At 70.6% G+C, this 19123-nt stretch carries 14 protein-coding genes; 6 read left to right on the top strand and 8 right to left on the bottom strand.

Annotated features, from left to right (window positions below; all coding sequences use genetic code 11):
- Window positions 1-39: 39 nt before the first annotated feature.
- Window positions 40-948, bottom strand: a complete 909-nt coding sequence (locus tag BWR60_RS16485; protein ID WP_088152113.1) for a dihydrodipicolinate synthase family protein — start codon at window positions 946-948, stop codon at window positions 40-42.
- Window positions 949-967: 19 nt separating this feature from the next.
- Window positions 968-2056 carry an FUSC family protein gene (locus BWR60_RS16480; RefSeq protein ID WP_179221798.1) on the bottom strand — a complete coding sequence of 363 codons (1089 nt, stop codon included), beginning with the start codon at window positions 2054-2056 and terminating at the stop codon, window positions 968-970.
- Between the two features lie 82 nt (window positions 2057-2138).
- Here BWR60_RS16480 and BWR60_RS16475 point away from each other — a divergent pair, with 82 nt between their 5' ends.
- The 4 genes from BWR60_RS16475 to BWR60_RS16460 all read left to right on the top strand — a co-directional run bounded on the left by BWR60_RS16475 (window position 2139) and on the right by BWR60_RS16460 (window position 5586).
- A complete protein-coding gene (locus BWR60_RS16475; protein WP_144445642.1) occupies window positions 2139-2345 on the top strand; it encodes a hypothetical protein in 207 nt (68 codons plus the stop codon).
- A 204-nt stretch (window positions 2346-2549) separates the two neighbouring features.
- Entirely contained in the window at window positions 2550-3680 is a 1131-nt protein-coding gene (locus BWR60_RS16470; protein WP_218823537.1) for an ABC transporter substrate-binding protein, read from the top strand.
- 11 nt (window positions 3681-3691) lie between these two features.
- Complete coding sequence (locus tag BWR60_RS16465; protein WP_088152109.1) at window positions 3692-4774, top strand: FecCD family ABC transporter permease; 1083 nt, start codon at window positions 3692-3694, stop codon at window positions 4772-4774.
- Entirely contained in the window at window positions 4765-5586 is an 822-nt protein-coding gene (locus BWR60_RS16460) for an ABC transporter ATP-binding protein (protein ID WP_218823536.1), read from the top strand. The genes BWR60_RS16465 and BWR60_RS16460 overlap by 10 nt, the downstream gene beginning before the upstream one ends.
- A 72-nt stretch (window positions 5587-5658) precedes the next feature.
- On the opposite strand, the gene BWR60_RS16455 is transcribed toward BWR60_RS16460, so the two are convergent.
- On the bottom strand, window positions 5659-6192 hold the full coding sequence (locus BWR60_RS16455; RefSeq protein ID WP_088152107.1) for a carboxymuconolactone decarboxylase family protein: 534 nt from the start codon (window positions 6190-6192) through the stop codon (window positions 5659-5661).
- A 75-nt stretch (window positions 6193-6267) separates the two neighbouring features.
- Complete coding sequence (locus BWR60_RS16450; protein ID WP_179221797.1) at window positions 6268-6813, bottom strand: peroxiredoxin; 546 nt, start codon at window positions 6811-6813, stop codon at window positions 6268-6270.
- Window positions 6814-6954: 141 nt separating this feature from the next.
- Between BWR60_RS16450 and BWR60_RS16445 the strand changes: the two genes are divergently transcribed.
- On the top strand, window positions 6955-7929 hold the full coding sequence (locus BWR60_RS16445; RefSeq protein WP_088152106.1) for a LysR substrate-binding domain-containing protein: 975 nt from the start codon (window positions 6955-6957) through the stop codon (window positions 7927-7929).
- A gap of 9 nt (window positions 7930-7938) precedes the next feature.
- Here BWR60_RS16445 and BWR60_RS16440 read toward each other — a convergent pair whose 3' ends face one another.
- The 3 genes from BWR60_RS16440 to BWR60_RS16430 all read right to left on the bottom strand — a co-directional run bounded on the left by BWR60_RS16440 (window position 7939) and on the right by BWR60_RS16430 (window position 15020).
- On the bottom strand, window positions 7939-8529 hold the full coding sequence (locus BWR60_RS16440) for a hypothetical protein (protein ID WP_144445641.1): 591 nt from the start codon (window positions 8527-8529) through the stop codon (window positions 7939-7941).
- A 267-nt stretch (window positions 8530-8796) separates the two neighbouring features.
- Entirely contained in the window at window positions 8797-13158 is a 4362-nt protein-coding gene (locus BWR60_RS16435) for a translocation/assembly module TamB domain-containing protein (protein ID WP_088152104.1), read from the bottom strand.
- The gene (locus BWR60_RS16430; RefSeq protein WP_179221796.1) at window positions 13158-15020 is read right to left on the bottom strand and encodes an autotransporter assembly complex protein TamA; all 1863 of its coding nucleotides are present in this window, start codon (window positions 15018-15020) and stop codon (window positions 13158-13160) included. Before BWR60_RS16430 ends, BWR60_RS16435 begins: the two co-directional genes overlap by 1 nt.
- 310 nt (window positions 15021-15330) lie before the next feature.
- Between BWR60_RS16430 and typA the strand changes: the two genes are divergently transcribed.
- On the top strand, window positions 15331-17151 hold the full coding sequence (gene typA, locus BWR60_RS16425; RefSeq protein ID WP_088152102.1) for a translational GTPase TypA: 1821 nt from the start codon (window positions 15331-15333) through the stop codon (window positions 17149-17151).
- A gap of 160 nt (window positions 17152-17311) precedes the next feature.
- On the opposite strand, the gene BWR60_RS16420 is transcribed toward typA, so the two are convergent.
- On the bottom strand, window positions 17312-19123 hold a 1812-nt coding region (locus BWR60_RS16420; protein ID WP_088152101.1), incomplete at its 5' end, for an AI-2E family transporter.

Raw genomic sequence — 19123 nt, 5'->3', positions numbered from 1 at the left:
CCCTGGATGGCCACGCCCCTTCGGGGCTCGCCATGACGATCAATATTTCCGGCCGTCAGCCCTTCGGCCGAACGGCCCCAGCGCTGCGGCGTGCCGCGCGACGAGGTCCAGCCCGAACTCGGTCGGGCGCAGCGCCGGCGCCCGGTCGTGCACCGCCAGGCCGGCCCGGGCGGCGAACAGGCGCTTGCCATAGCAGATCAGCGTCTCGATCGACTGCATGACGAAGACGATCGACGGCGCCGCCCGGGCATAAGCCTCGGCCGCCGCGGCCTCGTCGCCGGCCCGATAGAGCCGATGGATCGCCACCGCGTGGTCGACCGCATCCGGCGCCAGCAGGAAGCCGTCGCAGCCGGCGCGCAGGCTGTCGATCATCTCCAGCCCGCCGCGGCCGTTGAACACCCGCAGCTTCCCGTCCGTCACGGCGATCAGCCGCTCGATCTCCACCGCCGTCCCCTCGGCCTTGATCAGGGTCATGTTGGCGTGGCGCCGCATCAGCCGGGCGACATCCTCGGCGGACAGGCCGCGGCCGAGATATTGCGGCGCGTTCTGGATCGCCACCGGCAGCGCCGTCGCATCCATCACCCGGCTGAAGAACTCCAGGTATTCGCCGGCGCCGTGGCTGCCGGCGGCGGGCGGCTGCAGGATCAGCCAGGCGGCGCCCGCCGCCTCGGCCGCGCGGACCATCGCCACCTGCTCGGCCACCGACGGGCCGAAGATGGTGAAGCCCATCGGCACCCGGCCGGCGACATCCTCCGCCACCCAGTCCATCACCGCCCGGCGCTCGTCGACGCCCAGCTTCGCCACCTCGGTGGCCAGGCCCAGCGCGGCGATGCCGGCGACCCCGGCCTCCAGGCACGCCTCGACCTGCCGGCGCATGGCGGCACGGTCCAGCCGCTCCTCGGCGTCGAAGAAGGCGTAGAGGATGGCGTGGATGCCGGGTGCGGTCATGGCGGCGTTCTCCCTGGTCTCAATCCGCGGTCAGCGGCGCCGTGGCCTCGCCGGCCTGCTCGCGCAGCCGTTCGGCCAGGTCGGCGAGGTTGTCGCGGATCTGGGCGAAGGTGAAGGCGATGGCGAAGGCCTGGCCGAACTCCCGCCCGTCCAGCCCCTCGCCGCTGGCGCCCCGCAGCGCATCGACGCTGCTCTGCAGCGCCGCGACGGCCTGGTCGAGGGCGCCGCCGTCACCCGGCGCGGCCTGCGCCTCCAGCGCCGCGGCCATCGAGGTCATCCGCTTCTGCGCCGCCGTCACCGCCTGGTCCAGCGTCGCCGCCAGCGCCGCCTGCAGCGCCGGCGACAGCGGGCTCCGGGCCGCCCGGTTCAGGATGATCTCGCTGTACCACAGGCGGCGGACCGTGCGGATGATGGGGGCGGGGTCGAGATGCTCCGGGATCGCGCCGGGCCGCTCGCGCCGGGCCTCGTCCAGCTGGCCGTCGGCCTTGCGCAGCAGCGTGCGGATGCGCTGGTTGATCGCGGTCGCGTCAGCCTCCGCCTCCGCCCCGGCCAGGCGGCCGGCGATCAGGGCCAGCAGCCCGGCGCATTGGCCCAGCGCGTCGGCGGCGGTGTCGCGCAGATGGTCGCGGGCCCGGGACGGCAGGATCAGCAGCGCCGCGAGGACGCCGACCACCGTGCCCAGGCCGATCTCCGCCACCCGTTGGAAGGCCGCGCCCAGCGGGTCGGCATGGCTCGGGTCCGACAGCATGACGATCGCCGCGGTGACCGAGCCGAGCCGCAGGCTGGGCCGGCGGGCGGCGATGTAGACGGTGGCCAGCATCACCAGCAGCAGCACCGCGCCGGTGCGCAGGGCTGAGGGGCCGGACAGCACCGCTCCGGTCACCCCGAAGGCGGCGCCGAGCAGGGTGCCGAGCAGCCGGTCGACGGTGGCGCCCAGCGTGGCGCCGAGCGTGGCCTGCAGCACGATCACCGCGGTCAGCACCGACCAGTAGCCCTTGGGCAGGCCGAACGCCTCGGCCAGGGCATAGGCGGCGACGGCCGCGACCGCGCCCCGCACCGCCTGGCGGACATGGATCGGGTCGAGGCGGGGAACGGACAGCTGAATCACGGCGACTCCGGGGCTGCGGCGACAGCATGCCAGAGAGCGGCGGTGCGTTGCAGCCTTGCCGGGCGTCATTCAGGGCGATCGGATGAAGGAAGAGTTGCCCCTTTTCTTGTCATCCTCGGGCTTGACCCACGGCTGTCCGGTTAAGCTTCTGGGGTTGTGGATAGAGTCCCTGATCTCAACCTTTATTGTCATTGCCGGGCTTGACCCGGCAATCCAGGGCCACGAAGAACCGCTCTGGTCGCCCCTGGATCCTCGGGTCAAGCCCGAGGATGACAATAAAATGGAGTGAAATCTTAGGATCGTCACGCTTCGGTTGCGATTCTGTCTGAACCGGACAGCCGTGGGTCAAGCCCGGCAATGACAGATGGTATCAGGAGCGACACCCATCCGAGTCTTCAGCCGATCCTCCCGAGCGAGATTGAAAAGCACTCGCAATCGCAATGTCTGCATGATACCTCGACCCCGGCAGCGAGAGAGGGTGGCGATGGGCGCGATGATCAGGGTCCTGTTCGCGGCGGCATTGAGCCTCTGCGCCGGCGGGGCGCTGGCGGCAGGGGACAAGGTGTCGGTCACCGATCTGGCCGGCCGCACGGTCGAGGTGCCGAAGCATGTCGAGCGGATCCTGCTCGGCGAGGGGCGGCAGATCTACATCGTCGCCGCGCTGGACCGCGAGAACCCGATCGGCCGCATCGCCGGCTGGAAGGACGAGTTCGAGCGCTCCGACCTCAACACCTACCGGCAGTACCAGGCGCAGTTCCCCGGCATCGACGCGATCCCGGACATCGGCGACCCGGAGGACGGCACCTTCAATGCCGAGCAGGCGATCGCGCTGAAGCCCGACGTGTTGTTCCTGCTGCTCGGCCAGAAGCAGGCGGCAGAGGAATCTGGGCTGATCAGGACGCTGGAGGGTGCCGGCATCGCCACCGTCTTCATCGATTTCCGCGACCAGCCCTTCACCAACACCGAGCCCAGCGTCCGGCTGTTCGGCCAGATCCTGGGCCGGCAGCAGCGGGCGGAGGACTTCATCGCCTTCTTCAACCAGCAGCTGGGCCTGGTGCAGGACCGGCTGGCCAAGGCCGACCCGCCGCGGCCGAAGGTGATGATCGAGCGCGCCGCCGGCACCGGCTGGGGCGCCGAATGCTGCGCCTCCTTCGGCACCGAGAATTTCGGCCGCATGGTCAAGATGGCGGGCGGCACCAACATCGCCGAGGACCTGATCCCCGGCGCCTTCGGCGTGCTGAACCCGGAGCAGGTGACGGTCGCCAACCCGGACGTGGTCATCATCACCGGCGCCAACTGGGCCCAGTACGTGCCCGATGGCGGCTGGGTCGGCCTCGGCCCCGACGCCGACCAGGCGGTGGCCAGGCAGCGGCTGACGGCGCTGGTGGCGCGCCCGGCCTATACCGGCGTCAAGGCGATCGCAGAGGGCCGGGTCCACGCCATCTGGCACCAGTTCTACGACAGCCCGTACCAGTTCGTGGCGGTGCAGCAGATCGCCAAATGGCTCCATCCGGACCTGTTCGCCGATGTCGATCCGGAGGCAACGCTCCGCACCCTGCATGAGCGCTTCCTGCCGATCCCCTACCGGCCCGGCTACTGGGTCTCGCTGGACCCGGCGGGCTGAAAGGCTTGAGCATGGTCGACCGCACCTCCCCGATCCCGATCGACACCCATCTGCGCGCCGGCCGCGCCGCCTATCGCGGCCTGGCGCGGCGCAAGCTGCTGCTGCTCGCCGCCCTGGCCGCGGCGCTGCTGGTCAGCCTGGTGCTCGACATCGGCATCGGCCCGGCGCGCTACGGCGTGGCCGAGGTGGTGTCGGCCCTGATCTCGCCGTCGGAGGTGCCGGCGACGCTGCGGGTGGTGATCTGGGACATCCGCCTGCCGGTGGCGCTGATGGCCGTGGTGGTCGGCGCCGCCCTGGCCGTGGCCGGGGCGCAGATGCAGACGGTGCTGAACAACCCGCTGGCCGACCCCTTCACCCTCGGCATCTCGGCGGCCGCCAGCTTCGGCGCGGCGCTGGCCATCGTCCTCGGCGTGGCGCTGATCCCGGCGCTGACCGACGTGATGGTGCCGGTCAACGCCTTCCTGATGGCGCTGGTGGCGTCGCTGGGGCTGCACACGCTCAGCCAGCGCCGCGGCGTGACCATGGAGACGGTGGTGCTGCTGGGCATCGCCATCGTCTTCACCTTCAACGCCTTGCTGTCCCTGCTGCAATATGTGGCGTCGGAGCAGGCGCTGGCCGCGGTGGTGTTCTGGACCATGGGCAGCCTGGGCAAGGCGACCTGGGGCAAGCTGGCGGTCACCGCCATCGTCCTGCTGGTGCTGCTGCCGCTGATGGCGCGCCGGGCCTGGCAGCTGACGGCGCTGCGCCTGGGCGAGGACAAGGCCCGCAGCTTCGGCATCGATGTCCGCCGCCTGCGGCTGGAGACGATCCTGGCGGTCAGCCTGCTGGCGGCGGTGCCGGTCGCCTTCGTCGGCACCATCGGCTTCGTCGGTCTGGTCGGGCCGCACATCGCCCGCATGCTGATCGGCGAGGACCAGCGCTTCTTCCTGCCGGCCTCGGCCCTGGCCGGGGCCCTGATGCTGTCCGCCACCTCGATCGTGTCGAAGTCGATCGTGCCGGGCGTGATCTTCCCGATCGGCGTGATCACCGCCCTGGTCGGCGTGCCCTTCTTCTTCAGCCTGATCCTGGCCAGCCGGCGGCGCGCATGGCAATGAACCCGGTGACCCTCGAACTGCGCGACGTCTCGGTCGCCTATGGCCGCCGGGCGGTGCTGCACGGCATCACCACCCCGGTGATGGCGGGCGGCGAGGTCACCGCCGTGATCGGGCCGAACGCGGTCGGCAAGTCCAGCCTGTTCCGCCGCATCGCCGGGCTGATCGGCGGCCCGGGCGAGGTGCTGGTCGACGGCCGCCCGGCCGGCGGCTGGGAGCAGGGCGATCCGAACCGGCCCTGCCACCTGCCGCAGGAGGCGGCGGTGAACGCCGTCCTCACCGTGCTCGAATCGGTGCTGCTGGCGCGCAAGAGCAGCGCCGGCTGGCGGGTCGACGACAGCGATCTCGACGCCGTCACCCGCACCCTGGCGCTGCTCGAGATCGACGACCTCGCCATGCGCAACCTGGGCGAGCTCAGCGGCGGGCAGAAGCAGCTGGTGTCGATCGCCCAGGCGCTGGTGCGCGACCCGCGCATCCTCTTGATGGACGAGCCGACCAGCGCGCTCGACCTGCAGCGCCAGGTCGAGGTGCTGACGCTGGTCCGCGACCTGGCCCGCAGCCGCGGCCTGTGCGTGCTGATCGCGCTGCACGACCTCAACCAGGCGGTGCGCTTCACCGACCGGGTGCTGGTGCTGAAGGAAGGCCGCGTCGCCGCCTGCGGCGAGCCACGGACCGTCGTCACCGCCCGAATGCTGCGCGAGGTCTATGGCGTCGAGGCGCGGGTCGAGACCTGCTCCGACGGCATGCCGATGGTGCTGGCCGACCGTTCCACCCGCCGGCGCCGGATCGCGCTGGACCGGCTGGCCGCCGAATAGCAGAAGGCCCGCCACCGGGGCGGGCCTCGCATCTGTCCGGAAGGGCAGGGCCGTCAGAGCCCCAAACGGGCTCTAGGCGGCCAGCTTCTCCTCGGCGTCCAGGGTGGCGGCCACGGCGTGGATCACCGCGGCGATGCGGATCACGGCCTGGACCACGTCCTTGCCGACGCCCTTCTTGGCGACGACCTGCTCATGGCTGTCCATGCACATGCCGCAGCCGTTGATCGCCGACACCGCCAGCGAATACAGCTCGAAATCCACCTGGTCGATGCCGGGGTTGGCGATCGCGTTCATGCGCAGCCGGGCCGGCATGGCCGCGTAGTCCTTCTCGGACACCAGATGGGTGAAGCGGTAATAGATGTTGTTCATGCCCATGATCGCCGCCGCGGTCTTGGCGGCGCCCTGCGCCTCGGGCGACAGGTGCTGCGCCGCCTCGGCCGCGATCGCCTTGATCACGGTGGCGTTGCGCGAGGCCAGGGCGCTGGCCAGGGCCGAGCCCCAGATCTGCTGGGCGGTCACGCCGGGCGGGGTCAGGACCGAGGACAGGTTGAGCTTCAGATCCTTGGCGTAGTCGGGAAGGCTGGCCTTCAGCGTGTCGATCGACATGGGGGCTCCGGCGGGACTTGGACAGAACGGTGGCCGGCCCGCTGGGGGCCGGCCGGAGAGGGACGGGGCGCCGGATCAGGCGGCCTGCAGGGTCTCCTCGCCCTTCTGCCAGTTGCAGGGGCACAGCTCGTCGGTCTGCAGGGCGTCGAGGACGCGCAGAACCTCGTGCGGGTTGCGGCCGACCGACATGTCGTTGACCGAGACGAAGCGGATGATGTTGTCCGGGTCGACGATGAAGGTGGCGCGCAGGCAGACTTCCTCGCTCTTCTCGAGGATGCCGAGCTCGCGGCTGAGATCCTTGCGGATGTCGGCCAGCATCGGGATCGGCAGCTCCTTCAGGTCGGCGTGGTTCTGGCGCCAGGCCAGGTGCACGAACTCGCTGTCGGTCGAGACGCCATAGACCAGCGCGTCGCGGTCATGGAAGTCGCCGGCCAGCTTGCCGAACGCCGCGATCTCGGTCGGGCAGACGAAGGTGAAGTCCTTCGGCCAGAAGAACACGATCTTCCACTTGCCCTTGCTGGCGGCGCGGTCGATCGGCGTGAAGGCGTCCTTCGGATTGGTCGAGACGACCGCCTGGAGCGAGAAATCCGGGAAGGTGTCGCCAATGGTCAGCATGGGCATCGAGAGGCTCCGTGGGATCTTGCGTTCGTTGGGTTTTGTGTGCGGCGCAACAGCAGTTGGTGCCGCAGTGCAGCAATCACATAGCAGTCCGGATTCCCACAATCCAATCGATTGTTCCGAGGATTATGATAGGTTCGTCCTATGAATCAGCCGATCACCCTGCGGCAACTCCGCTATGTCGTCGCGGTCGCCGACACGCGGCATTTCGGCCGGGCCGCCGCCGCCTGCCATGTCAGCCAGCCCTCGCTCAGCGCCCAGGTCCAGGCGCTGGAGGAGATGCTGGGCGGGCCGCTGTTCGAGCGGTCGAAGCGGCGCATCATCCTGACCCCGCTGGGCGAGGCGGTGGTCGCCCGGGCGCGGCGGATCCTGGCCGAGACGCAGGACCTGCTGCTGGCCGCGCGCGACCAGGCGGCGCCGCTGGCCGGTGACTTCCGGCTGGGTGTGATCCCGACGCTCGGCCCGTATCTGCTGCCGCGATTGATGCGCACGCTGCGCCGCACCTACCCGGACCTGCGCCTCTATCTGCGCGAGGACCTGACCGACCGGCTGGTCGAGCGGCTGCGCCGCGGCGAGCTGGAGGCGGCGCTGCTGGCCCTGCCCGTGGAGGACTCGAAGCTCGATTCGCTGCCGGTGTTCGACGAGCCCTTCCTGCTGGCCGTGCCCACCGGGCACCGGCTGGCGCGGGCCAACCGGGTGGCGCCGGCCGACCTGGCGGATGAGCATCTGCTGCTGCTGGAGGACGGGCATTGCCTGCGCGACCAGGCGCTGGAGGTGTGTCGCAGCGCGGCGCGGACGCAGGAGGATGCGTTCGGCGCCACCAGCCTGTCGACGCTGCGCGAGATGGTGGCGGGGCGGATCGGCATCACCCTGCTGCCGGCCCTGGCCTGCACTGCGCCGACCGTGGCCGATGGCGACATCGCGCTCAGGCCGTTCGACGCGCCGCAGCCGTCGCGGCGGATCGGGCTGGTGTGGCGCCGCGGGGCGGCGCGCCGCAGCGAGATCGAGATGCTGGCCGAGTTCCTGCGCCAGCATCTGCCGGAGGGCGCCGTGGCGATCCCGCCGGAGGACCTGTCCGAGATGGCGGGTGCCGTGCCGAAACGGAGGGCCGCGGGCTGACGGCCGGGGTCAGGCGGCGCGGCGCAGCGCCTGCTCCAGGAAGCGGGCCTCGGACCTGGCGTCGAACGGCCAGCGGGTCCCGGTCTCGGCCAGGAACGCCTCCGCCGCGGCGGTGATCTCCTTGCCGCCCAGCCACCACTCTGCCTTCACCACGGCGCCGTCCCTGTCGCGTTCGACCACGGCCGGGCCGTTGGTGCGGTGGCGATGGTTGTGCCGGTACCAGCGCTCCAGCCGGCTGCCGTCGCGGCCGTAATGGATATAGGCCGGCCCGTCGTCGCGATGCGCCTCGTCGGCCAGGAACCACCATTCGAATTTGGGCGAGCCGTCCGGGTGATAGACGGTCACCGCCGGCTTGCCGGTCTGATGATAGCGCCCGGCCTGGAACCAGTCCTCGCGGCGCACCGCGCCGTTCTCATGATACTCGACGCGCGCCGGCGCCCCGTCGCGGTGCAGGACATAACCGGCCTCGCCGTCGCTGAATCGCCTGTACCAGCGCTGCTCCATGATCCGGGTGGCGTCCTCGGCGTAGATCGTCTCGCAGGGATTGTCGTCGAACCGCTGGTTCACACCCCTCGGCATCGGGGCTTTCTCAAGCGCCATCTGCGTCGTCCCTTCCGCTTGGACCTGTCTGGGGATTGAAAAGGATGCGTGCCAAGAAAGAACATTTCGCACAAGTCAGATGAATATAACAGATGAATTTGCTAAAAAAAGAATCAAATTTTATGCAACTTCTGGTTTATACGCTCGGCCTGTCTCCGGACCAGAATGGGCTGTTCCGGCAATTTTTCCCACTCGCGGCGCCGAAACGGCACCCTGAGTTGCAGATTCCGCAACTCAGAGTTGCGGCGAAGAGTCGCGCCCGCCGCGTCAGTAGTCCCATTCCATGGTGACCCCGACCGCGCCGCCGCTGTCGCCGCCGGCCTCGGCCTTGCCCTTGATGTTGTTGGTCACGTCGATGGTGACCGTGGCCCGGGTGCTGCCGGCATCGATGCCCTGTTCCACGCCGACGCGGACGCCCTTGGTGATATAGCGCCCGGCGCCGACCGACGTGCCGCCCGACGAGTCGGTGCCGAAATCGAGCTGGTCGAGGCCGAGCGATTGCTGGATGCCGCCGAGCATCCCACCGCCCGAGCCGCCGCCGACCCCCGACAGCTCCGCCGCGGCCTGGGCGAGCTGGATCGCCTGGACCGGGCTCAGCTGGCTGGTGGCCTGACCGAACAGCAGGCGCGACAGCACCTCGTCCTGCGGCAGCTCGGGCGTCGAGCTGAGCGTCAGCTCCGGCTTCGAGGCATAGCCGCCGATCGCGATATGGGGGGTGACATCGCCGGCGCGCTCCGAGGAGGCCAGGAAGTCCAGCCGCGGATCGCTCACCGCACCGCCGTCGAAGGTGATGCGGCCGCGCTCGAAATCCAGCCGCTGGCCGAATTTCGAGATCGCGCCGCGCCGCATCTCGAAGCCGCCCTGGATGTCGGGGGTCGAGGTGGTGCCGACGATGTGGATCTGGCCCTGCATCTCGGCGTCGATGCCCTGGCCGCGGACATAGAGCTGGTTCGGCGCCTCGACGGTGATGTCGAGCGCGGTCTGCGACGGCGGCTTCTGCGGCTGGTTCGCGATCGGCTTCGGGGCCGGGCGGGCCGGCGGGGGCTGCTGCGCCTTCAGCCGGGCCGCGATCTCCGGCGGCGCGTTGACCTGGCGCACCTGGATCGGCGTGACCGAGACCGGGAAGCTGTCCGGGATCTGGATGATCGCCTGGCGCAGCTTGACCGAGCCCTTGAGCTGCGAATCGGCCGACAGGTCGCCCGACATGGCCAGGTCGCTGTCGGCATGGACGGTGGCGAGCTCGCTGGAGACCAGCAGCGCATTGCTGGTCTGGATCCGGACATCGACCGGCAGGCTGCCATTGGCGCCCAGGGTGACGCTGCCGCTGCCGGTGATGGTGCCGCCGCCGGGCGTCTTGGCCGACAGGCTGCTCAGCCGGAAGCTGTCGCCGGCGCCGGTGATGGTGGCGTCGATGTTCTGCAGCCGGACGCCGTATTCCGAGTTCTGGTAGCTGCCGTTGCGCAGGGTCACGGTGCCGGAGGCCTGGGGCTTGTCCGGCGTGCCTTCGACCTTGATGTCGAGCGACAGCGGACCGCCGACGCGGTCGGCGCCGGCGGCCAGGAAATCGTTGAACATCGCCAGCTCGACCTGGCCCTTGGCCGTGGCCGAGAGCGGCCCGCCGCCCAGCGGCACCGCCGCCTGCAGGTCCAGCCGGGCACGTCCGGCCGTGACCCGGCTGGTGACGTTGAGGCGCTGGCCGCCCAGCGTGCCGTCGGCGGTGGCGTCGATCGCGGGCAGGCCGGCGGTGTCGATGCCGCCCATCTTGGCGCCGGACACCTTCAGCGAGAACTTGCCGCCCGGGTCGGCGGCGCTGCCGGTGATGGTGGCGTCGCCGTTCAGCTGCCCCTGCAGCTGCAGGTCGGGGCTGGCGATCGACGCCAGGCCGAGCGGCAGCCGGGCGATGCGGGCCCGCAGGTCCAGCGCGTCACCGGCCTTGCCCGACAGGCTGAGGCTGCCGCCGCCGCTGACCGCAAGGTCGATCGTGCCGAGGTCTACGCCCGCAGCGCCGGCGCGGATGGTGGCCGGCTTCGACAGGGTGATCGACTGGCCGGACTGGCGCACCGCCAGGCTCTTCAGCCCGACCACGGTCTCGTCGCCGTTCAGGCCGATATCCGCAGCCATGTCGGCGGTGCCGTAGCCGGTCGCGGCCTGCAGCTTCAGCGCCAGCTGCTGCATCGTGCCGTCAGCGGTGAGCTCGGCCCGGCTGATCGGGGTGCCGCTGGCGGTGGCGTTGGTCACCAGCAGCCGGCCGTCCTGGATCCGCCGGCCGTCGGCCATCGGGTCCAGCACCGTGCCGGTCAGCCGGATCTCGCCGAGCTGGGCGGTGTCGGCGTAGGCGACGCGCCGGGCGGTCAGGTCGATCTTGGCGCCGGCGGCGGGGTCGAGCGACAGGGTGGCGTCGAGCTGGCCGCGCAGCGCCTGGCCGATGAAGGCGCCGACGACGCCGAGATCGGCGACGGCCAGGCGGACGGTGCCGCCGACCGGCTTGCCGTCCGCCGCCACCGCGGCGTTGCCGTCGGCCTTGATGCCGGCGACGTCCAGCACCAGCGTGCTGACATCGATGCCGCCATCCGGCTTCTGCCCCAGCACGATGTTGCCGGTGGCCGGCTTGCCGTCGACCGTGCCGGCCAGCTTGACCGTGCCGGTGGGGGCGGAGGGCAGGCCCGCGGCGTCGAGATCGACCTTCAGGCGCTCGACCGCATGGCCGGCGGTCTTCACCCCCTCGGCCACCACCTGGCCCTTGACGCCGAGCGCCCCGACGCTGCCGGACAGGGTGGTGTCGAGCGACACCGCGCCCTCGACGCCGGGCGACACCGCGGCGAGCGAGCCGAGCGCGGCCTTGATCTGGCCCTCGATCGCCTCGCCATCCAGCGAGCCGGAGGCGTCGAGCGAGGCCTTCTCGCCCTTCACGCTGATCTGGGAGACGGTGATCTTGCCGCCGGTGTCGCGCTCCACCCGTCCGTTCAGCGTGGTTCGCTGCCCCAGCACCGCGGCGGCGGGCGTGGCTTCGACATTCGCCTCGCCGATGGTGCCGTCCCAGTCCAGTGTGGCGGCGCCGTCCGCGGCCAGCGACGGCTTCACCGTCAGGTCGAGGTTGCCGGAGATCGGCTGGCCGACGAGGCCGGAGAAGCGGCTGAGATCGGCCGCGGTCAGGTGCAGGGTGCCGGCGCCGGACGGCGCCATGGCGTCGCCCTGGCCGTCCGCGGTCAGCACGGCATTGTCCAGCCGGGTCTCCAGCCGGTCGATCACGACCTTGCCCGACTGGGTGCCGCTGCCGTCAAGGCTGAGCTGCAGGCTGTGCCCGGCCGCGGCCTCCAGCTGCGGGTCGCCGAGCGTGAGGCCGCTGGCGGAGGCGGTGACGCGCAGCCCGATCGGCGCCTCGGGGTCGGAGATCTTGCCCTGCGGCGTCGCCGTCAGGTCGACCGCCAGCGTGCCGGCGCCATAGGGGGCCTGGCGCAGCCCGGCGCCGCGGATCGCGGCCGCCACCACGGGCGCGTCCAGCGCGCCCTTGGCGGTGCCATCCACGGCCAGCGACTCCCAGCCGGTGCCCGGCGGCAGCAGCGTGGCGAAGCCGGCGGCGGCGCCGGCCTGCAGCTTGTAGGCGAGGTCCAGCTGGTTGCCGACCGGGTTCAGGCTGCCGGTCACCGAGACGCTGCCGGCCGCCGCCGCGGCGTCGAACTGCCGGATGGTGATCGGGCCGGCATCGGCTATGTCGGCATCGGCCTTCAGCGTCGTCCGGCCCTGCACCAGGGCGGCGATCCCGGCCGGGACCAGCCTGGCGGCATCGGCGTTGAGATCGACCGTCAGGCGCCGGCTGCCGTTGGCGGGCGCGATCCGGACCTGGCCGTCGACCCCGCCGAGGTCGCCGACCTTGCCGGCGAGGGTGGCGTGGAAGTCCGACAGCGTGCCGGTGCCGTTCAGCGTCAGGTCGACCGGCGGCCGCCCCGGGAACTGGGCCATGGTGGCGATGACGCCGCCCGGCGGCTCCTGCACCGACACGCCGACATCGAGCTGCTCGGTCGTCGGGATGAAGGCCAGCCGGGCGGTGATGTCGCCGGCCGCGCCGTCCAGCCGGTGGACGGAGATGTCGGCCGACAGCCCCTGCGACGGGTCGCCGAGCTGGGCATCGCCGGCCACGCTCAGCGTCGCCGCCATGCCGGCCACGGCCGGGCCGATGGCGATCTTCTCGACATTCAGCCGGTCCAGCCGGATGTCGACCGGCAGCCGCGGCAGCGAGAAGCTGCCGGAGCTGGGCTGCGGCTCGGGCTCGGCGCCGCCGGCGGGCAGGCGGTCGACCGTTACCGTGCCGGCCTCGACCGCGTCGACCCGCAGGGTGCGGCGCAGCAGCGCCGACGGGCTCCAGGCCAGGCGGGCCCAGTCGACGGCGATCATCTTGCCCGCGGCGTCGGAGACGGCGACGTCGCGCACGGTCATGTCGAAGGGCACGAAGCCCTCGATCGCGCCGACCGAGACCTGCATCTCGGGTGAGCTGGCCAGGCTGCCCGCCTGGTCGGCGATCAGGCGCTTGCCCGGGCCGGTCTGCGCCGCGGCGAAGACGATCAGCAGCAGTGCTATCGGCAGGCCGATCACGACGGCGAGGATGATCAGAAGGATCCTGAGCGCGCGCATCAGAAGGCCTGCCCGATGCTGATGTAGAGCTGGAAGCTGTCGTCGCTCTTGCGCTTGTTCAGCGGGATGGCGACGTCGGCGCGGATCGGTCCGATGCCGGTGTAATAGCGGGCGCCGAGGCCGGCGGCGTACTGGATGTCGCTGCCGAAGTCCGGGACGCTCTTCTCATAGACGCCGCCGGCGTCGAAGAACGGCACGATGCCGATCGAATCGGTGATCTTGTAGCGCAGCTCCAGGCTGCCGATGATCGAGCTCAGGCCCCCGGTCGGGTTGTCGTTCTTATCCAGCGGGCCGATGCTCTGGTACTTGTAGCCGCGGACGGTGCCGCCGCCGCCGGCATAGAGCCGCTTGTCGGGCGGCACGTCGGCGATGTCCGGCCCGGCGATGCTGCTGATGCCCAGCTGCCCGGCCAGGATGATGTCGCCGTCGCCGCCGGACAGGTCGAGATAGGCCGACCCCAGCGCCTTGGTCACGATCATGTCGACCGAGGAGCCGAGGAAGCTGGGATAGGGGGTGAAGGATAGCTGCGCCCGGTAGCCCTTGGTCGGGTTCAGCAGGTTGTCGGTGGTGTCGATCTTGGCGCCCAGCGGGATGCCGACGAAGGTGTAGTCCCATTCGCCCTGGTCGTTCTCGACATGGCCGGTCTCGAAGCTGAGCCCCGCCAGCAGGTCGATCTGCTTGGTGTATTTGTAGGTCGCGATGCCCTGCACCAGGCCGCGGGTGCTGGTGTAGGCGTCCAGCACCTCGCGCACCGCCTCGGCCTTGGCATCGAGGGTGGTGTTGCGGTCGAGGAAGCCGGGCACCTTCAGGCTGACGCCGAACTTGAAGTTCGGCTCGGTGGCGTTGTTGTAGCCGAGGCCACTGACCTCGCCGTCGATTCGCAGCTGCTCGGCCCCGCCCCACAGGTTGCGATGGCCCCAATAGGCGTTCACCCCGGCGCCGTAATTGGTCTCGTATTTCGCGCCGAAGCCGATGAAGCGCGCCGGCCGCTCCTGCACCGCGATCGTCACCGGCACGTTGCCCTGGGCGTCGACCTGGTCGGCGGTGGTGACGCGGACGCTGCTGAACACGCCGAGGTCGGCCAGGTCCTTGCGCAGATCCTGGACCTGCTGCGGCGAGTAGAGCTGGCCGACCACGAAGGGCACCCGGCTCTGGATGAAGCTCTCCCGGACATCCTCCTCGCCTTCCACCGTCACCGGGCCGAAGCCGGCCTTGGGGCCCGGGTCCAGCATCTCGGTCAGGTCCATGGTCTGGTCGGCATGGTCGACCACCGCGTCGCGTGACGGCACCTTGGCCAGGGGATAGCCCTGGTCGTTCATCTGCGACACCATCGCGCCCTCGGCGCTCAGGATCGTCCCCGACAGCGCCGGCTTGCCGGGGTCGAGGCCCAGCGGCTTGCGGTCGATCACCAGCGGCAACTGGTCCGACCCCTGCATGTCGGTCAGGCGGACGGTCTTGAACTTGTAGCTGGGGCCGAGGTCGATCTTGATCGAGACCTTGACCGGGTCCTTGCTCTGCCGGGCCGTCAGCCGGTCGATCAGCCCGGCATCGTCCAGGTCCATGCCGTCGACGGTGATGTGCACCTGGCCGCCGTAATAGGACAGGGCCCCCAGCGCGCCGTACAGCCGGTCACGATCGGCCAGCGCCCGGCGCACCAGCCCGACCGGGCCGGAGGGCGGGCTGGACTGCAGCTTCAGCAGGTTCGAGGCGCCGGTCAGCGCCGCGGTCGCGTTCTCGTCCGGAATCGGCTCCAGCGTCGCCGCATAGGGCAGCGCGTCGGGCAGCGGCGCCGCCTCGGTCGCCGCGTCGCCATCGGTGGCCGGCGCCTCGTCCTGGGCCAGCAGGGCGGCCGTAGGAACCAATGCCGCGAGGAGGCCGAGCCACCCAATTCTGCCCAGTCTTGCCCGCAATCCCCAGTCCCCCTTCGCCGCGCTCGCATGCTGCCCGCCGCTCGCGCCTCGGTTGCCGCATTGATGGGAACACATACTGACAGGATTTCGTTGCCTTAAATATTCTCTCGATTTGTCAACGATTTGCTGCACCCGACTTGCACTCGGCGCCGATCTGCCTATATTGCGCCGCAACGGCGGCTGGGGCGTTGCGTAAGGCGACCCGTCCGCCGTCCTTTGTTTTGCGTGAACGCTTCCCGCCCTCCCGCCGCTTGGACGGACCATGGATATCCGGAACATCGCCATCATCGCCCATGTCGATCATGGCAAGACCACCCTCATCGACGTGCTGTTGCGCCAGTCGGGGGCCTTCCGCGAGAACCAACAGGTCGCCGAGCGGGTGATGGACTCGAACGACCTCGAGCGCGAGCGCGGCATCACCATCCTGGCCAAGTGCACCTCGCTGGTGTGGAAGGATGTCCGCATCAACATCGTCGACACGCCGGGCCACGCCGATTTCGGCGGCGAGGTCGAGCGCATCCTGAACATGGTCGACGGCGTGGTGGTGCTGGTGGACGCGGCCGAGGGCCCGCTGCCGCAGACCAAGTTCGTCACCGGCAAGGCGCTGAAGCTGGGCCTGCGGCCGATCGTGCTGGTCAACAAATGCGACCGGCCGGACGCCCGCCCGCACCAGGTGCATGACGAGGTGTTCGACCTGTTCGCGGCGCTCGACGCCAATGACGAGCAACTCGACTTCCCGACCCTGTTCTCCTCGGCCAAGCAGGGCTGGGCGGCGGAGAGCCTGGAGGCGGAGCGGACCGACATGGCGCCGCTGTTCGACCTGGTCGTGAAGCACGTGCCGGCGCCGAAGGTCGAGGCCGACGCGCCGTTCCGCATGCTGGCCACCACGGTCGAGGCGAACCCCTATCTCGGCCGCGTGCTGACCGGGCGCATCCTGTCCGGCTCGGTCAAGCCAAACCAGACGGTCAAGGCGCTGTCGCGCGCCGGCGAGACCATCGAGACCGGCCGCATCAGCCGGGTCCTGGCCTTCCGCGGCATCGAGCGCCAGCCGATCGAGTCGGGCGAGGCCGGCGACATCGTCGCCATCGCCGGGCTGGAGACGGCGACCGTCGCCGACACCATCTGCGACCCGGCGGTGACCGAGGCGCTGTCGGCCCAGCCGATCGACCCGCCGACCATCGCCATGACCTTCTCGGTCAATGACAGCCCGCTGGCGGGCACCGAGGGCGACAAGGTCACCAGCCGCGTCATCCGCGCCCGGCTGCTGCGCGAGGCCGAGGGCAATGTCGCGCTGAAGATCACCGAGACGCTCGAGAAGGATGCCTTCGAGGTCGCCGGCCGCGGCGAGCTGCAGCTCGGCATCCTGATCGAGACCATGCGCCGCGAGGGCTTCGAGCTGTCGATCAGCCGGCCGCGCGTGGTGTTCCAGAAGGACGAGTCCGGCGGGGTGCTGGAGCCGATCGAGGAAGTGACGATCGACGTCGACGAGGAGCATTCCGGCGTCGTCGTGCAGAAGCTGTCCGAGCGCAAGGGCGAGCTCCTGGAGATGCGGCCGTCCGGCGGCGGCAAGCAGCGCCTGGTGATGCTGGTGCCGACCCGCGGCCTGATCGGCTACCAGGGCGAGTTCCTGACCGACACCCGCGGTACCGGCGTGATCAACCGGATCTTCCACGACTACGCCCCGCACAAGGGCGCGATCGCCTCGCGGCACACCGGCGTGCTGATCTCCAACGCCCAGGGCGAGGCCGTGGCCTATGCCCTGTGGAACCTGGAGGACCGCGGCCCGATGCTGATCGAGCCGCAGGCCAGGGTCTACCAGGGCATGATCATCGGCGAGCACACCCGCGGCAACGACCTCGAGGTCAATGTCCTGAAGGGCAAGCAACTCACCAACATCCGCACCACCAGCAAGGACGAGGCGGTGCGCCTGACTCCGCCGATCCAGATGACGCTGGAGCGGGCGCTGACCTACATCAACGACGACGAGCTGGTCGAGGTCACGCCGAAGACGGTCCGCCTGCGCAAGACCGTGCTGGACCCGAACGAGCGCAAGAAGATCGAGCGCCAGAAGAAGGAGGCCTGAGGCTTCTGCTTCGGGTCTTAGGGATCGGGCGCTCCATTTCCCTTGCCGTCATGGCGAGGAGCGCAGCGACGTGGCCATCCAGGGGCCGGTGCGAGCGGCCCTGGATGGCCACGCCCCTTCGGGGCTCGCCATGACGGTTTAATAGTTCAGACCACTGATATCAGGCTACGGCGATGCCGGGCGGCTCCGGCATCGCCTCGCTCTCGGTTCCCTTATCGCCGCCATTCCCGGCCGACACCGGTGCCCATTGCGCCACCGCCGCGAGGATGGCGGCGAAACCGCGGACGACGACCGTATGGGCCCCCAGCCCATCCGGCATCTCCTCGGCCTGCTCCCGCGGGCCCAGCAGCCCCACCACCAGCATCGCGTCCGGCCCGATGCGCCGGCGCAGCCGCCGCGCCAGCCGGCCCAGCTGGTGCCCGGTGACGCTGCCGGCATGGGCCACCATCACCACCGGGACGGTGACCGCCTCCGGCGCCGCGCCGCCGCGCTCGGCATAGGCGCAGGCGATGCCCTGCTCGGCCAGCAGCTGGCCGGTCATCAGCGCGGCCGCCTGGTCCAGCTCGTCCCGCGCGCCGAGGCACAGCACGGTGGGAGGCGCCTCCGGCTCGTCCTCGTCCAGATCCGCCACCGCAGCCAGGATGGCGCCCCAGACGGCAGCCCGCTGCGATCCGTCCAGCGCGCCGCGCTGCCGGTCGGCCTGGGCCATGTGGATGGCCGGCAGGATCGTGCCTTCGAACAGCGCCTGGCGCGGCTGGCCCTGCAGCCCGCGCTCCGCCAGCTCCGACGCCTCCAGCGGGTCGCCGGCCAGGATGCGCTGGTAGAAATGCGCCTCCGGCGCCAGCGCCGGGGTGCTGCCCAGCATCACGTCCAGGAAGCCGAATTGCGGCACGTGCCGGCCCAGCACGGCCAGGCACACCGTCAGCGGCACCGCCAGAAGCAGCCCGGGGATGCCCCACAGGGTCAGCCAGAAGATGGTGGCGAACAGCACCGCGAAGGGCGACAGCCCGGTGCTGCCGCCATACAGCAGCGGCTCGCCGACATTGACCGTGATCAGGTCCAGCACCACGAACAGGGCGATTGTCTCCAGCGGCATCAGCCAGCCGGGGTCGACGGCGAAGGCCAGGATGGTCGGCAGCGTCGCGGCGGCGATGGTCCCGACCAGCGGGATGAAGCGCAGCACCGCGGCCAGCAGGCCCCACAGCACCGGGTTGGGCACGCCGATGACCCACAGGCCGATGCCGAAGGCCGTGCCATAGCCGAAGTTCAGCACCGCCTGGGCCAGCAGGAAGCGGCTCAGCCGCTGCGCCGCATCGTCCATGGCGGCGGTCGCGCGGGTCAGGTCCTGCGCGCCGAGCAGCCAGATCAGCCGGTTCCGCAGGTCCTCCCGCTCCAGCAGCATGAAGACGGAGAAGACCAGCACCACGCCGATGATGGCGAAAGGCTCGATCAGCGGCGCGCCGACCTCCCAGGCCAGCTGCAGCGGGGTCAGCGCCGGCGGCACCAGCTGCACCGGGAGCGGCTTGCCCTGTCCTCCAGCCGCCCCCATCGGCGCCAGGGTGGCGCGCTCGGTGGCTTCCTCCGACAGGCGCGCCACCATGGCCATCAGCCGGTCGATCAGCCCGCCGCCGGGGGCGACCTCCTTGATCGACTGGATCTTCGCCTCGAGGTTGCTCTGGTACTGCGGCAGGTTGCCGGCCAGGTCGATCGCCTGGCTGGCGACCAGCACCAGGAACACCGTCGCCGTGATCGACAGGGCGACGATCACCAGCAGCACGGCCACGGTGCGCGGCAGCCCCAGCTTGCGCAGCTGCAGCACCACCGGGGCGGTGGCGAAGCTGATCAGCAGCGCCAGCGAGAACGGGATCAGGATGTCGCGGCCGAAATAGAGGGCTGCCGTCGCCGCCACGGTCAGCAGGATGCCGCCGGTCGAGGACAGGGGGCCGATCTTCTCGGTCAGCGGGGTCAGGGG

It is taken from the genome of Inquilinus limosus (genome assembly GCF_002195995.1).
Lineage (GTDB): Bacteria > Pseudomonadota > Alphaproteobacteria > DSM-16000 > Inquilinaceae > Inquilinus > Inquilinus limosus_C.
This window is presented reverse-complemented; position numbering and strand designations above follow the sequence as displayed.

What these genes read in the sequence shown, in the direction of transcription:
- BWR60_RS16485 (WP_088152113.1), bottom strand. Translation starts at nt 948, where the DNA reads ATGACCGCACCCGGCATCCACGCCATCCTCTACGCCTTCTTCGACGCC.
- BWR60_RS16475 (WP_144445642.1), top strand. Translation starts at nt 2,139, where the DNA reads ATGAAGGAAGAGTTGCCCCTTTTCTTGTCATCCTCGGGCTTGACCCAC.
- BWR60_RS16470 (WP_218823537.1), top strand. Translation starts at nt 2,550, where the DNA reads ATGATCAGGGTCCTGTTCGCGGCGGCATTGAGCCTCTGCGCCGGCGGG.
- BWR60_RS16465 (WP_088152109.1), top strand. Translation starts at nt 3,692, where the DNA reads ATGGTCGACCGCACCTCCCCGATCCCGATCGACACCCATCTGCGCGCC.
- BWR60_RS16460 (WP_218823536.1), top strand. Translation starts at nt 4,765, where the DNA reads ATGGCAATGAACCCGGTGACCCTCGAACTGCGCGACGTCTCGGTCGCC.
- BWR60_RS16455 (WP_088152107.1), bottom strand. Translation starts at nt 6,192, where the DNA reads ATGTCGATCGACACGCTGAAGGCCAGCCTTCCCGACTACGCCAAGGAT.
- BWR60_RS16450 (WP_179221797.1), bottom strand. Translation starts at nt 6,813, where the DNA reads ATGCCCATGCTGACCATTGGCGACACCTTCCCGGATTTCTCGCTCCAG.
- BWR60_RS16445 (WP_088152106.1), top strand. Translation starts at nt 6,955, where the DNA reads ATGAATCAGCCGATCACCCTGCGGCAACTCCGCTATGTCGTCGCGGTC.
- BWR60_RS16440 (WP_144445641.1), bottom strand. Translation starts at nt 8,529, where the DNA reads ATGGCGCTTGAGAAAGCCCCGATGCCGAGGGGTGTGAACCAGCGGTTC.
- BWR60_RS16435 (WP_088152104.1), bottom strand. Translation starts at nt 13,158, where the DNA reads ATGCGCGCGCTCAGGATCCTTCTGATCATCCTCGCCGTCGTGATCGGC.
- typA (WP_088152102.1), top strand. Translation starts at nt 15,331, where the DNA reads ATGGATATCCGGAACATCGCCATCATCGCCCATGTCGATCATGGCAAG.